11 protein-coding genes are annotated in these 14,773 nt (G+C 64.2%); 2 read left to right on the top strand and 9 right to left on the bottom strand.

Annotation, left to right across the window (positions count from 1 at the left end; all coding sequences use genetic code 11):
- Together GT590_RS02565 and GT590_RS02560 are read left to right on the top strand one after the other, a co-directional pair.
- Entirely contained in the window at positions 1-681 is a 681-nt protein-coding gene (locus GT590_RS02565) for a response regulator transcription factor (protein WP_009607858.1), read from the top strand.
- Positions 674-2,044 (top strand): cell wall metabolism sensor histidine kinase WalK, encoded by a 1,371-nt coding sequence (locus GT590_RS02560; protein WP_161170882.1) that lies wholly within the window; start codon positions 674-676, stop codon positions 2,042-2,044. Before GT590_RS02565 ends, GT590_RS02560 begins: the two co-directional genes overlap by 8 nt.
- On the opposite strand, the gene GT590_RS02555 is transcribed toward GT590_RS02560, so the two are convergent.
- The 9 genes from GT590_RS02555 to GT590_RS02515 all read right to left on the bottom strand — a co-directional run bounded on the left by GT590_RS02555 (position 2,041) and on the right by GT590_RS02515 (position 14,772).
- A complete protein-coding gene (locus GT590_RS02555) occupies positions 2,041-2,463 on the bottom strand; it encodes a PaaI family thioesterase (RefSeq protein WP_114551412.1) in 423 nt (140 codons plus the stop codon). The two genes, GT590_RS02560 and GT590_RS02555, sit on opposite strands and share 4 nt — an antisense overlap.
- A gap of 115 nt (positions 2,464-2,578) precedes the next feature.
- Positions 2,579-5,596, bottom strand: coding sequence for an EAL domain-containing protein (locus GT590_RS02550; protein ID WP_368854011.1), 3,018 nt, complete (start codon positions 5,594-5,596; stop codon positions 2,579-2,581).
- Positions 5,597-5,643: 47 nt separating this feature from the next.
- Complete coding sequence (locus GT590_RS02545; protein ID WP_114516401.1) at positions 5,644-7,119, bottom strand: extracellular solute-binding protein; 1,476 nt, start codon at positions 7,117-7,119, stop codon at positions 5,644-5,646.
- Between the two features lie 144 nt (positions 7,120-7,263).
- The gene (locus GT590_RS02540) at positions 7,264-8,316 is read right to left on the bottom strand and encodes a lysylphosphatidylglycerol synthase transmembrane domain-containing protein (RefSeq protein WP_009306433.1); all 1,053 of its coding nucleotides are present in this window, start codon (positions 8,314-8,316) and stop codon (positions 7,264-7,266) included.
- A gap of 32 nt (positions 8,317-8,348) precedes the next feature.
- Complete coding sequence (locus GT590_RS02535; protein WP_009306434.1) at positions 8,349-9,497, bottom strand: ATP-grasp domain-containing protein; 1,149 nt, start codon at positions 9,495-9,497, stop codon at positions 8,349-8,351.
- Positions 9,481-11,202 (bottom strand): lysylphosphatidylglycerol synthase transmembrane domain-containing protein, encoded by a 1,722-nt coding sequence (locus GT590_RS02530; RefSeq protein ID WP_161170881.1) that lies wholly within the window; start codon positions 11,200-11,202, stop codon positions 9,481-9,483. Before GT590_RS02530 ends, GT590_RS02535 begins: the two co-directional genes overlap by 17 nt.
- Positions 11,203-11,300: 98 nt before the next feature.
- A complete protein-coding gene (locus tag GT590_RS02525) occupies positions 11,301-12,131 on the bottom strand; it encodes a J domain-containing protein (RefSeq protein WP_114551410.1) in 831 nt (276 codons plus the stop codon).
- Between the two features lie 383 nt (positions 12,132-12,514).
- Positions 12,515-14,089, bottom strand: a complete 1,575-nt coding sequence (purH, locus tag GT590_RS02520; protein WP_009306438.1) for a bifunctional phosphoribosylaminoimidazolecarboxamide formyltransferase/IMP cyclohydrolase — start codon at positions 14,087-14,089, stop codon at positions 12,515-12,517.
- A 137-nt stretch (positions 14,090-14,226) separates the two neighbouring features.
- A complete protein-coding gene (locus tag GT590_RS02515) occupies positions 14,227-14,772 on the bottom strand; it encodes a cysteine hydrolase family protein (RefSeq protein ID WP_161170880.1) in 546 nt (181 codons plus the stop codon).
- Between the last annotated feature and the right edge of the window lies 1 nt (position 14,773).

The following is a 14,773-nucleotide window of genomic DNA, read 5'->3' as shown; positions in this document are numbered from 1 at the left end:
ATGAAACTGCTGATCGTGGAGGACGACCGACTCCTCTCAAACGCCCTAGCCCGCAGCCTGCGGGACGCTTACGCCGTCGACCAGGCGTTCGACGGCGAAGAAGGCCTGTTCTACGCCGCTCAGGACGTGTACGACCTCGTCGTGCTCGACGTTATGCTGCCCGAACGCGACGGCTTCTCGGTGCTGGAAGCCTTGCGCGCACAAGGCGTGGACACGCCCGTGCTCATGCTGACGGCTCGGAGCGCGACCGCCGACAAGCTTCGCGGCCTGCGCTCGGGAGCCGACGACTATCTCGCAAAGCCCTTCGACCGGGACGAGCTGCTCGCCCGCATCGAGGCCATCCTGCGCCGCACGACGGGCCGGCGCGACGTGGGCATCGTTGCGTTCAAGGAGCTTGCGCTGCACACGCGAACCCGGCAGGCCTTCATCGCAGACGAGCCCCTTGCTCTGAAAGGCAAGCAGTACGACATTCTCGAATACCTGGTCAGCCACCAGGGCAGTCTCATCTCGAAAGAGCGGTTGTTCGACAAGATATGGGGATTCATGTCGGACACGTCCTCGAACGTCGTGGAGGTGTACGTGAGCGCGCTGCGCAAAGCGCTGGCTCCGACCGGCTACGATCGCTACATCAAGACCATCCGCGGAGCAGGCTACCTGTTCACGGAGGACGATCATGACTGAGCGCGCGCTGATCCGCCGAGAGCTGGTTCGGCAGACGGCGCTGCTGTTCTTCGTGTTCGCTTTGCTGTTCGCGCTGCTGGGCGCAGGCGTCTACTCCATGGTGAGCTCGAATATCTACCGAAACGCCGACGAAAACCTGCAGGCCATTGGCATGGAATCGGATTACATAACCCTCGATGCCGCCGGCAGCGGATCCGCGATCGTCGACGACGTCGTGGTAGAAGAGCCCGACGGCGCCGCCCCCTCCGACGCCACGGCGATCGACGACCTCTCCCTCACGCTTCAGCAGAGCATCGTGGACGCCGATCCGCAGTTCATCACGCTCATACGAAACGAGCAGGGCGACCTTCTCGAGACCGTGGGGCTGTACGCCTCCTATCCTTCCTTCCTGCGCCATATCCCCTTCGACAAGAACGACCTCGAACGCGTCTACCAGATTGCCGCGGGGGGTCACGAGTACCGCGGCATCACGTATGCGGCAAGCGACGAAGGCGAGACCACGTATCTTCAGACGCTGGTGAACGTCGACTCGGAGATCGCCATTCTAGACGGCTTCACGCGCACGTTGATCGTCTACTTGGCGGCAGCCGTCGTCGTGGCAGCGGGCGCAAGCTACTTGCTTTCGCGGCGCACGCTCAAGCCCATCGTGGCGAACATGCGCGCGCAGACGGAATTCGTGCAGAACGCCTCGCACGAGCTGCGCACGCCGCTCGCCGTGATCCAGACCACCGGCGAGCTGCTGCTGGACAGCCCCAATAGCCGCATCGTCGACCGCTTCGAGGACGTGAACGCCATCACCTCGGAGACGAAGCGTCTCGCGCGGCTGGTGGACGACCTCATGGAGCTGTCGCTGGGCGATGCCGGGCGCTCGTCGCTCGATGCGAGCGCGGTGAACCTCGACGCGCTCGTACGCGACGCGTGCGCAGCTTACGAAGACTTCGCCACGCTCCAAGATAAGCGCCTCGAAGTGGAAACGGGCTCGCGCGAAACGATAGAGGCCGATGCCGACAAGTTGCGGCAGCTGCTGGGCATCGTGCTGGACAACGCGCTCAAGTACACCGCGCCCGGCGACGAGATAACCGTGCGCACGCGCGCATCGGGACCGAAACAGTGCGTCGTCGAGGTGGCCGACACGGGCTGCGGCATAGACCCCGAAGACCTCGCGCACGTATTCGAGCGGTTCTATCGCGCCGACAAGGCCCGCTCGCGCGAGACGGGCGGCTACGGGCTGGGACTCTCGCTCGCGCAACACATCGTGGAAGCGCACGGCGGCTCCATCGCCCTCGAACCCAACGAACCGCGCGGCACGGTCGTCGTCGTCACGCTGCCCGCAAACGCGTCTAAAAGAGTCGATTCGCTCTAAGACGTCCGCTCCTGCTCCTTCTGGGCGAGGCGGGCGAGCGATACGATCTTCGTCATGATCACGCCGTCCGACACCACGTCGCCCGCATCGTCGTACGCCGCCACGTTCCAGTACTGCTTGATGGCCCCCGTGCGCTCCGACACCTCCTCGCGGTCGAGGTCGGCCACGCCGCGCAGCGTGCCCTCCTTGCCGCTTTTACGATGGCGAACCTGCACGTCGATTCCGAAGGGGCGCTCCTTGTCGAAATCCGTGTTCTGCTCGGTGCCGATGCTTGCCACCGTTTCCAGCAGCGCGATGGTGGCGCCGCCGTGCAGGTAGCCGTGCGGCTGGAACACCTCGGGCACGATGGGCATCGTCGCCTCGACGTGGCGCTTGTCGGCGGAAACGGTCTCGATGTGCAGCGTATCGGTCAACGCCATGGAAGCCTCCTTCGTTAACGAGGCCGCATCGTCGCGGCCTCCGTGCGGTTTTTCGTCAAGTATACCCGCAGCGCGCCATCGCGGCACCGGACAGACCCGCGCTGCCGTCCCTCCCCTACCGCCCGTCGTTCAGGCTGCGGATAAGGCGCTTGACCTCGTCGTCGACATCGCGCGGCTCAGGAGCAGGCCGTCCGGTGAGGTAGCCCTGCACGTAATCGGCGCCCAATTCGCGCAACGCTCGCAGCTCGGCCTCGGTCTCCACTCCTTCCGCGATCACGCGGATGCCGCGATCATGCGCGTACACGATCAGGTTGCGGGCGATGTCTTGATGGTCTTTCGCCACGTCGATGTCGCGAACGATCTCCATGTCAATCTTCACGAAGTCCACGTGGTAGTCCAAAAGCGACGTCTCGCCGTTGTTGCCGCTGCCGAAGTCGTCGATGGCGAGACGCGCGCCGAAGCGCCGCGCCAGCGCCTCTTTGTACAACGCCATCTCGCGGCTGTAGTCGCTCTCGGTGATCTCGATGACGAGGCGCTTGAGCAGGTCCGGATAGCGCTCGTTCAGTACGAGCTCGTCGTCGGACGACAAGCGCTGCGTAGCGATGCTGTTCACGAACAGAGTGGCCCCATGCGCCTCGGGATAACGGGAGAACGCCTCGAGCGCGCCGAAAAACGTGAGGTGTTCCACACGGTAGAGCTTCGACTGCGAGCGCGCCAGCGCCAGAACCTGGTCGGGCGTCGGAATGGTGTCCAACTGCGAGCGCATGAGCGCTTCGTACGCCACCGGCTCGCCCGCACGCAGGTCGACGATGGGTTGGAAGTGATACTCGACGAGACCCTCCTCCAGCAAGCGGTTCAAGTCCTCCTTGTTGTTGACGATGAACGACTTCTCTTCGTAGCTTTGCCGATCGAACGAGAACAGATCCCCCTTGCGGCTGCTCTTCGCCAGGTACATGGCGAAGTCGGCGTATTCGCGCAGGTGAGCGAAGTCCGTCGCATCCTCCGGATAGAACGCTGCGCCCATGGACGCGCGCACCTTGAGCGTCTTTCCGTCGGGCGCCACGATGGAGCTGGCATCGAGCATGGCGCGGAACGTGGCGAAAAGGTCTTCCACCGATGTGCGATCAGGGCATACGTCGACGAACACGAGGAACTCGTCACCGGAGATGCGCGAGTAGAATCCCTTGTCCCTGAACGCCTCGTCCACCACGCGGCCCGCCGCCTTGATGTACTGATCGCCCCAATCGTGCCCGTAGATATCGTTGATGAACTTGAGGTTGTCGAGGTCGAGCATCAGCATCGCTCCCAGCGCAGGCGGGCGTTGCGCGAGCAGGTCGGTAACCTCCTGCTCGAATGCACGGCGGTTGAACAGCCCGGTGAGGATGTCATGGTCGCGCTCATGCTCGATGCGGCGACGCGTCTCGATCTCATGCGTCACGTCCTCCACGAGGCCGAGCACGCGGTTGTGCTCGCCGCTTTCCACCACCACGAGACGAACCCACGAGGTTCGATGCGGGCCCGTGAAGAGGTAGCGGCCCCCTTCCTCCACCTCGATGTAGGGAACGTACCATTTCATAAGGCTCTCGAACTCGCTCGCGCTCAACGACCCCGTCGCAATGCGCTGCGGATCGAAGTACGAGGGATCAGGAGGTTCCAGCGTCGACAACGTGGCGAAGAACCCGTCGGTAAAGGTGATGGCATCTGTTTCGTAGCTGTACTCGAAGGCGCCGATGCCGCGGTCGGACAGGCGCAGGATGCGCGATAGGCGCGATGCGGTCATGGCCACTTCCTCCCCCATCGACTCGATGGCCTCGGACAGCTCGTCGACCTCCACGATGCCCGTGGGAGTGAACGCAATAGGCTGCTCGGGCTGCGCCGCGCGCACCTCGGACATGAGATGCCGCAAACGTGAGGACGACAGCCACGCAGCGACGACGGCAATCAGCAAGCCCACCACGAGCGATGCGGCGAACACGGCGGTGAGGTTGTCGGACAGCGTCTTCGATGCGGAGAACATCTCGCCTTCGCGCTCAAGCCCGACGAGCGCCCAATGCTCGTACGCGAACGGGGACGTGCTGTCGTAGAGCTGGATCTCGGCTGCACTGGCGACGGCTCGCGCGTCGGAGGAAGCGTCGTCCGCCGGATCTACCACCATGCGTCCGGCGCCGTCGATCGACGCGGAGAACGCAGACTCCTTCAGGTACAGGCTCTGCGATGCGCCGGTGGTGGTAAGCGCCTCGTACACCCGCTCCTTGTCCGGCAGCGGCGCCACGCCGCCGTCTCGGACGAAGCCGCCGTCCTCGTTCGTGATGGCCAGCACGTACGAACCGTTGCCGCTGCTGGCGAGATCGCGATACGGGAAGAAGGATGCAACGCGGTCGAGGCGCACTTCCACGCCTATGACGCCCACGATGCCCCCTTGCGCATCCCTGATAGGCTTGCTGTACGTAATGGAAGGGGTTCCCGCCCATCCGAAGTCGACCGGACGGCCCCAGTAACCCAGATCGTTCGTGCTGGCCTCAGGGTAGCGCTCGGCAGCGCGCACGGGCTCGTAATAGAATGCGCTCCGGCTTTCACCCTCGGCTGCCAAGGGGAACGTGGCGGACCACATGCTGTCGAGGGTGACGCCCAGCTGTCGCCCGATGCTGATGGGGCAGGCGGCCAACATGAGATCGGAACCGTTGGCAACCTCCACCTTGGGGTTCGAGTCGCGGATGTACAGCGCCGTCCGATTGTCCGATTGTCCTTCTGCGCCGTCAGCCAGCACGAGGAACACGCCGTCGACTTCGGCGCGATGAGAATAGGCCAGAAGGTCTTGGGAAGTCGCCTCGATTATGGAGATGGCCAGATCGGACCTGGTTTCGATATCCGCCGACGTTGCCTGAGCCGCGGCCAGCGCCTTGTCAATGCTGGCGGTCGCGCTTTCCACCACGGGATCGAAGTCCGACCAGCGGAATATCATATCGTTTTCCAGATAACCCGCACGGCTCGCCACGCGCTCCGAGAACAGATCGTACGCGTCGATCTCCATCTGTTTGAGTATCTCGCTGCGCGCGAGCACGGTAGCGCAGACGACGCCCTGGATTCCCAACGCGACGCAGAACGGCAAAACGACGAGAGCTCGAAACGTCACTCCTCGCCGTCTAGCCGTGCGCTTCTGTCCGGAACGCATCCTCAATATTAAGCGATCGCTTCCCTGAGCTGGGTCTCCAGGTCGGCGAGCCAAGCGTCGAACCCTGCGTCGTCTAGATACGGAGCCACAGCCTCTTCGGACGATGCTCCCGCCGCCATTGCTTCGACCACCGCCGCACGATCGGCCACCGCCCTGTCCGACAGCGCGCGGTCAAGGACGGCGCGCGCCTCAACGCCGCCTTTGAACGGCGGGTTCGCGTACACACCGGCCTCGATGGTATCCAGCGTGGCAGGCAGGTTCACCAGATAGTTGCCCGAAGCGCCGTCGATCGACTCGGCCGCCGCCTGGAGGTTCTCAAGCGTCAGCGCATCCTTGGTGACCGGCACGTAGCCGGCGCTCACCGAGAAGTCGGTGTTCTGCTCTTTAGCGGTGAACCACTTGAGGAACTCGACGCACGCAGTTTCCTTTTTCTCGTCGGACTTCGTCACCACGAACCCGGCGCCCTGCTGCGGCGAGCACGGCTTGCCGTGCTCGAAAGACGGGTTGGGCAACGCGCCCAACTGGATAGGATAGCTCGTGGCATCGTCCACCGTCACTGTTTGCGGGAAGTACACCACCGAGGACGATGAGCCCACATAGCAGATGAGATCGCCCGTCTTCACCGCATCCGAACGGAACTTGCCCTCCGCCGAGAACCAGCCCTGCACCATGGGCACGTAGTAGTTGTCCCAGAGCGTCTTCATCGTAGCGCGGTCGAAGTTCAGCGCGCACACGCCGTTCTCAATTTCAAAAATCTCGTGACCCAGCTGTTTTGAACCTGTGATCAGGTAGTTCGCCATAGCATCGCGTCCGAAGAACGGACGGCCGTCACCCATGACGCCCGGCGTCTGCGCGTCGGTCCACTCGTAGTAGCGCTCCGCGACTCTCACGATGCCCTCAATGGTGCTCATCTCGTCGAGCGAAGTGCCGGTGGCATCGGCGAACGTCTGGAAATCGGTCATGTTGATCTGCAGCGTCTCGGTGGACTTGCCCACCGGGAACACTTTGAGGCTGCCGTTGCCGTTCAGATCGCCCTCTTCCAGAAAGCCCTCCACGAATCCGGCCTTCTCCTCTTCAGTAAGGTAGCCCGACAGATCGGCCACCATGCCGAACCCGTCTATGACCGACGCCGTATCGGAATACGACAGGAACGCGTCGGGCATCGCCTCCGAACCCACAAGCTCCTGCGCGGAATCGGTGACAGCGGAGGCCAGGTCGTTGACGCCGCCTTGGCTGGAGCTGGTCACCACGATGCCGAGATCCTTGCCTTTCGTCGCATTGAAGTCCTTGACGAGGTCTTCGAAAGCCTGCTGCTGCGTGCCGTTGTAATAGGTCCACAGCTCCACCTGCACCGGATCGGACGGGTCGAGCACGGACGAAACCGCATCCTCCGAGGGCGCCGAAGAACCCGAGCAACCCGCAAGCGCCAAAGCGCCGACAAGCGCGAAAGCCGTGCCCGCGCGCCCTATGACATTCTTTTTCATAGTCCCCTCGTTCCGTACGGCAGCCGGAGCCGCGCTGCATGCATCCTGCCATTCTAGAACATGGAGCACACCGAAACGTCGTCAATTTACCATTGAGGCCGCGGAGGAAGGCTGGATGCGCCGAACGGATGACGGGCTTCGGGCTTAACGGCGCAAGCCCTTGCCTTTCTGGTCGCGCACGGCCCGCTTCGCGTCGTGCTTGAACGTCTTGGTGGTTTGGATGAGGATGGCGCCGATGAGGAACGGCATCCAGAACACGATGCCGCGGTACACGAGCGCGATAGACAGGCCCGCCGCGCCCGACACGCCGAACGACGTGAACGCCACCACCACGGCAGCCTCCACCACGCCTACGCCCTGCGGCGTGATAGAGATCATGGCGAACAACGTGGCGACTACGTAGCCGCAGATGAGAGGTTCGGGCTGATGCACGCCGAACGCCACGCCCACCAAGCTGAAGCAGGCCAGCTCGCAAGCGCTGGCCGCAATGGAGCAGCCGAACGCCTTCGCCGTTGTCTTGGGGTTATGCGCGATAAGGCCGGCAGCGTCGGAAAACGAGCCCACGATGCGCTCGACCCAGGGGTCGAGGGGCTTTTTCTTGAAGCGCACGAGGACGCGGTCGACAAGCCGTTCGATGGGACGCAGGGCGCGCAGGACGAGAGCCGGACGCTTGCGTCCCAGCACGAGGATAAGCACCATCGCGCTGACCAGCGCTATAACCAGCAGCCCCAACAGAAACCACAAGGGCGACAAACCCACCGTGGCCGCCAAGATGCCGAACGCGATGAGCATGATGGTAGCGAAGCCCGAGTCCACGGTGATCTGCATGAGCAACGCAGCACTCGTAGCCTTGCCGGGCGCGATGCCGCGACGGCGCGCATCGTCCACCACGAGCGTGGTGCCTGCCAAGTTGAGAGAGGGCGCGATAGTGTTCACGAAGAACGTACCGAACACGAGCGGCAGCGTCTCGCGCGGATTCATGTGCTCGTCGACGGCCTCGAAGGCGTACGAGTACGAGAAGCTTTGCGCGAAGTACTTGCCCAACTGGGTGCACACCGCCGCGATAAGCGGAATGACGGCACCTTTTTTGATGGTCTCGACGAGCTCGACCAGCTGGTCGCCGCGCAGCAGCACCACGGCCAGCACGATGACGATGACCAGTCCGATGAGCAGGTTTCGAATGTTGAGCTTCTTCACCGATCAGCCCGTGCGCCGTGCGCTCCTCCGCCTTAGCGGAGGAACTCCTTAAGATCGGAGCGCATGAGGAAATCCAGCTCGTCGGACGTGGACGGATCCGTCTCCAAGAACAGGAAGCCGTAGTTGCCCACGCGCTTCACGTCGAAGGGGCGCATCTCCAACACGTGGGAGAATCGACCGAGGAACGCGTCGTAGTCGAAGTCTTCGTCGCCCGAGGCATCGGCCGGCGCGTTCAGCAGCGACATGGAGTACACCTTGTCGGTCTTGCCGTCGAACGCCGCATCGAAGTCGGGCTCGTCGTCTTCGAGGAACGCCTGGTAGGTGCGGTAGCCGTAGCCGTACCAGCTGACGTCGGTGCCGCCGAGGCCCGCAAACCGCAGCGGATTGAACTCGATGGGGCTCACATGCCCGTCCGACACGCGCACCTCCACGTGCACGGGGAAGTTCCGCGCGCCGATGAGCGCGTTCACGCGGTCGAGCCAAGAGGCGAACATCGTGGAGGTGTCGCGCACGATGGAGGCGCTGGTCACGTACATGCGATCGGAGGTATCTTCAGGCGAGGTGAAGTCGTGGCGCAGCACATTGAGGATGTGCGCGCGACCCGTCTCGTCGAAGTACGCGTCCAGCGCGTACTCGGTGCCCTCAAGATAGCCTTCGAGAATGAACGACCCGGCGCCGATGACGCTTTCGGGGTACATGTCGTGCCACGACGAGGCGTTCTGCTGGATGTCGGCCAGAGCGCGCTCCCAGTCCTCGCGGTTCTGGATGGCGTAGACGCCCATGCTGCAGAAACCCACCGACGGCTTCAGCACGAAAGGCGCCGGAAGCTGGGAGAAATCGAGCTTGAACAACTCGTCCACCGAACAGGATTTGAAGAACAGGTCGGGGTCGAGGCCGGCCAGCGCAGCTCGCATGGCGGCCTTGTCCTTGAACAGGCCGATGGCGCGCGACAGGCTTTCGTTGTGGGCGCTCTCGACGATCCAGGCCAGGGCGTTCTCGGAGTTCGTGTACACGCGCTCCCCTGCGTCGATACGGCGAACCGCCTCGTCGGACGATACGAGGTTCAGAGCGCGTCCGTCGGCGATCGAACGCGCGAAAGCGTTGTCCAGCACGGGATGCTGGGACTCCTCAAGCCAGGCGATCAGAGGTTCGGACACGTAGGGCTCATCGAGCACGATCATGGTTTGACTCCTCCTTCATTGCTGCAGAATCGGCGACGCCTGCCGTTGCCGCCCCCGCGGGCGCCGGCTCGGCATCATCGCCAAAGGGCAGTATACCCTCATGTCCCGCTTCGCGGATGATCTCCGCGCCTTTTTCGGCACGTTGTTCCCAACCCGTTTTCCTTTTCGCAGGCGAGCGCGCGCCGCCCTCTTCTCGGCGCGAGGCTATGGCGCTGCCGATGCCGGCGAGCGGCTGCTCACCCGCCGCCTTCGCCGCAGCCCGCCTGGCGCGCCAAGCGCGGAACCGCTCGACGTTCTCGCGGAACTCGCGCACGAGGCGCGGCGCGTCGTCTTGCGGAGCGATAGGACGGTCGAACGCGTCGCGCTTCCAGAACAGCCACATCACCAGCAGCAGAGCCGCCACGGCAACCTGCACGGTGTTCACGTAGAGGAACTCCGCGCCAGCCACCAGCACGAGCACGCCCAACGTGAGCGCCCACGCCGTACGGAAGCGCAGGATGAGTCCCACGGCCAGCACCACGAGCACGATGCTCCCCACGATAAGGAACGGACCGATGAGCAGGCCGCCCATGTTGATCCAATCCGTGAGCGCGGTGAACGGCCTGAACGTCTGCGGAATCAACGCCATGCCGATGTTCACGAGTCCCACGATGAGCACGATGGTGCCCGAAACCCAAGCCGTGTCCTTCGCGCGCTTCTCCTCGGTAGGGCTCTTCTTGTCGGCGAAGAACCCCGACTGCGACAGCAGCAGCGCGCCGATGCAGAAAGGGATCCAGAACATGATACCGCGGTACACCAGCGCGATGGCCGTGGCTGTGGCCAGCGAGCATCCGTGCGCCGTGAGGATGGCGGCGATGGCCGCCTCCACCACGCCCACGCCCTGAGGCGTGGGGCTCAGGATGACCGAGATGGCCGACACCGCGAACGCCGCCACGAGCGCGGCCACGTTCTCGAAGCCGAACGCGTAGCCGATGGCCACGAGGCACGCCATGTTGAGGATGGCCGAGAACGACGCGTAGGACACGGTGACCATGGTGCCCTGCGGGTTCTTCGCGAGGATGCCCGCCGACGAGATGAAGGAGCTGGCCATCTTGCGCCCCCAGGCCGGCTTGAGATGTTTCTTCAGCAGCCCCAGCGCCTTGTTGATGAGCGACTCAATGCCGATGAACAGGCGGAACAGCACGCGCGGTTTGCGGTAGCCCACCACGAACATGCTGGACAGCGCCGCCAGCACCGCCGCCAACGCCAGCCCCCCGACGAGGAACAGCGTGTTCATGCTGCCGGACAGCAGCATGGTGAGAAAGCCGATGACGGAGATCACGAGGATGGCGGCGAAGTAGCCGATCTGCGAGAGGATAGCGCCGCTGGTGGACGTGCCCGCGTCCGCGCCCGTGCGGTGCGCGTCGTCGATGATGAACGCCACGCCCGTCGCCCCCGAGAACAGGCAGAACGTGTTGATGAACACCAGCGAGAAGATGAGCACGACGTTGTGCCAGAAGCCCGTCTTATGGCCGACCGCCTCGAAGGCCGCGTCGTAGGACGCCGCCTGCACGAGGTGGCGCGCCAGCATGAGCACGCAAGCCACGACCAGCGGCACGAGCGCGCCGGTCTTGAGCGTCGCGAGGAAGCTCGCCAGGTAATCGGCGTTCGCGATGAGAAAGCACACTGCGACGATGCCGATGACGAGCAGCAGCGCTTTCTTCAACCAGCGTCCCCTTTCGACGAACCATGACGGAATGATTCAGTATAGCATGAGGGTGCGCGCTGCAAGCGGGACGCGGCGGTCCCGCCACAGAGGCTCCGCTAGGACGTCGCCCGGCGCGCGACGCGCAGGGCGCGCAGGAGGTTGCGCACGTTCACCACGTCGAACAGCACCGCGAACAAGAACGCAACGGCCAGCCCTGCGGTGACGACCCCCTGCCGGGGCGCGATGATGAACACGAAGGGCGCGCCCAGCAGCATGAGCGGCACGATGAGACCGATGAGGCACGAGCCGAAGCGCTTCCACAGGCCGTATACGATGGAGATCATCACGTACAGGAACAGCCCGGTGGCCGCGGTGCCCGCGAGCGCCGCCACCGCCAACAGCGCCACCTTGCCCGCAATGACGAGCCCTTCGCGCCCGAGGTCGTGCTTGACTTCGTCGAGAGCTTCCTGCGGGGTCTTGCGCGGCTCGGCCGTTGCGCGGAAGGGCGCGAACGGGTCGAAAGGGTCGAACGGCTGGCTGCCCACGCCGGAACCGCCGGAGCGCGGCACGTCCCACGACGTCCATACGTAGGTGGTCTGCCCCTGGCCTTGGCCAGGGGCCTGGCCGAACGGCCAGCCCGCGAAGGGATCGCCACCCTGACCCGCGCCGCCGTAAGGGTTCTGCGTGGGGTGGGCGTACGGGTTGTTCGCGTAGGGGCGAGGATCGCGGCGCGGATCGAACTCGGGCGTCCATGAACGGTTGAGCAGCACGTCACGCGCTTCGTTGATGCGCTTCGTGAACTCTTCCGCCTCCTCGCGCTCCTTCGATCCAAGCGCGAACTTGTCAGGATGGTGCTCGATCACCAGCTTGCGGTGGGCCTGTTTGACCGCATCGTCGGTCGCGCCGTCTGAGAGCCCCAGGATGTTGAGCGCTTCGGATTTCTTCATGTTCCCACTATACGCGCCGCCCCTCCCCCGCCATCATCCCGTCAGAGAACATCCACAAGCCCCGACAAGCCGCGGAAACATCGTCGTCCGGCGTGGAAGTTGGGCGCAAAACGGTAGCCATGGCAATCATCGGGTCGCGACGAACGTTATAAGCGTCGTGAGCATCCACGAAACCCCAGATCGCGTGAAATCCAAAGTGCGAAATCCACTTGAAACCAAGGCTAACTTTGCCACAGCTGCCGTTTTGCGTCCACGTCGGACGAGAAGGCTGCAACTTGACGCGTCGAGCGAACCGAGGAAGTCGGATCCCGCTACGGGGCGCCCGCAAAAAACGGCAGCTTCGTTTCCGAAGCTGCCGCTTGCAACATGGTATGCCGCCGGATCTAGTGCCTGAAGTGGCGGTGGCCGGTGAAGACGAGCGCGATGCCGTGCTCGTCGGCGGCGGCGATCACCTCTTCGTCACGGATGGAACCGCCCGGCTCGATGATGGCCGTCACGCCGGCCTCGGCCAGCGCGTCGAGGCCGTCGCGGAACGGGAAGAACGCGTCGGAGGCGGCCACGGCGCCCTTGGCTTCCTCGCCCGCCTGCTCCACGGCGATGCGCGCGGAGTTCACGCGGTTCGGCTGACCGCCGCCCACGCCGATGGTCGCGTGGCCCTTCGTGATGGCGATGGCGTTGGACTTGATGGACTTGCACACCTTCCACGCGAACAGCAGCTCGGCGAGCTCTTCCTCGCTGGGCTGGCGCTTTGTGGGAACCGTGAACGTCGCGGGATCCTCGGCCACGGCGTCGGAATCCTGGGCCAGCAGGCCGCCCTCGACGGAGCGGTACTCCACTTCCCCGCCGGCCGGGTTCACGCCGCCCGTGGACAGCAGGCGCGCGTTCTTCTTCGCGCTGTACATGTCAAGCGCGTCGCCCGCGAACTCGGGAGCGATGATGGCCTCGACGAACTGCTTGTTGTCGAAGATGGCTACCACCACGTCGGAGGTGACGGGGCGGTTGAACGCCATGACGCCGCCGTAGGCGCTCACCGGGTCGCACGCGTGCGCGCGCTGGTAGGCCTCGACGAGGTCGTCGTTCTGGCACACGCCGCAGGGCGTGAGGTGCTTGACGATGACGCAGGCCGGCTCGTCGAACTCGCGCACGGCCGTCCAAGCCGCGTCGAGGTCGAGGTAGTTGTTGTACGACAGCTCCTTGCCCTGATGCTGCTTGGCATGGGCCAGGCTGTGCGGGGCGTCGGCGTAGTCGTCGCGACGGTAGAACGCGGCGGACTGGTGCGGGTTCTCGCCGTAACGCAGGTCCTGCACCTTCGAGAGATGCAGCGTGCGGTCGGCGGGGAACTTCACGTCGCCCTCGTCCTTGAGCTGGGCGCCCATCCACGCGGCGATGGCGCCGTCGTAAGCCGCCGTGGTCTCGAACACGTCGAGCGCCAGCTTGGCGCGCGTGTCGCGCAGGGTGGCGCCGTCGTTGGCGCGCATCTCGGCCAGGATGGCGTCGTAGCTCGCCGGGCGCGTGACCACGGCCACGCTCTCGAAGTTCTTGGCCGCGGAGCGCAGCATGGACGGGCCGCCGATGTCGATGTTCTCGATGCAGGTGCCGAAATCGGCGCCGCTTTCCACCGTCTTCTCGAAGGCGTAGAGGTTCACCACCACCATGTCGATCATCTCGATGCCGTGCTCGGCCGCTTGGGCCATGTGGGCCTCGTTGTCGCGCTTGGCCAGCAGACCGCCGTGCACGCGCGGGTGCAGCGTCTTCACGCGACCGTCCATCATCTCGGGGAACTGCGTCACGTCGTCGATGGGCGTAACCGGCACGCCGGCGTCCTTGAGCGCGCGGGCGGTGCCGCCCGTCGAGATGATTTCCGCCCCGAACTCGTCGACGAGCGCGCGGGCGAAGTCCGCAACGCCGCTCTTGTCCGTGACGGACACGAGCACGCGCTTGACCTTAGGATTGCTCATATGGCCTTACATCCTTTCCTCTTGTCTGCGACTGAACGGCCCCTTGCGTCCAATCTCCTGCGACGCATGGTACCACCCGAACCGCGAGGTCAACGAGAAAGCGCGCGCATATCCCGCAAACGCGCACGACGAAAAGGTCAGCGAGCGGCAAGCTCTTCGACGACGCCGTCCGTATCCAGCACGCGCGCATAACGGCCGTCCCAGATGCGATCTTCGAAGTAGGCGGTAAGAACTTCGCCAGGGGCGAACCCGCTGTCGAACGTGGTGACGGCCTCACGTGGCACGGTCACGTCGTAACCCAGCTCGAAAGCCACCTTGACGGACACGTCGAAGCAAAATTCCGTCTGCATGCCGCACATGACGATGCGCTTCGCGCCCAAAGATTGCAGCGTTTCATGAAGGCCTGTCTGCCGAAAAGCGCTGTTGAATCGCTTGTCAACGACTATTTCTCCAGCCTGCGGCGCGACGGCGCAATGCACCCGCCAGCCATCCGTCCCACGTTCCAGCTCATCGCCCGCTCCTCCATCGTGGCACACGTACAGCACAGGAACGTCTGCGCGACGACACGCATCGATCATCGCGCCCACCGCAACGAGGAACGAATCCTCCTTCGACGGATGACCGTCGACAAGAGCCTGTTGCACGTCGATGACAATAAGGGCGTCAAAGAGTCGTTCGCCCATG

The sequence above is a fragment of the Eggerthella sp. BIOML-A1 genome (assembly GCF_009875595.1).
GTDB lineage: Bacteria > Actinomycetota > Coriobacteriia > Coriobacteriales > Eggerthellaceae > Eggerthella > Eggerthella lenta.
Note: the sequence above shows the minus strand (reverse complement) of the source record. Positions and strands in the feature narration are given on the sequence as shown.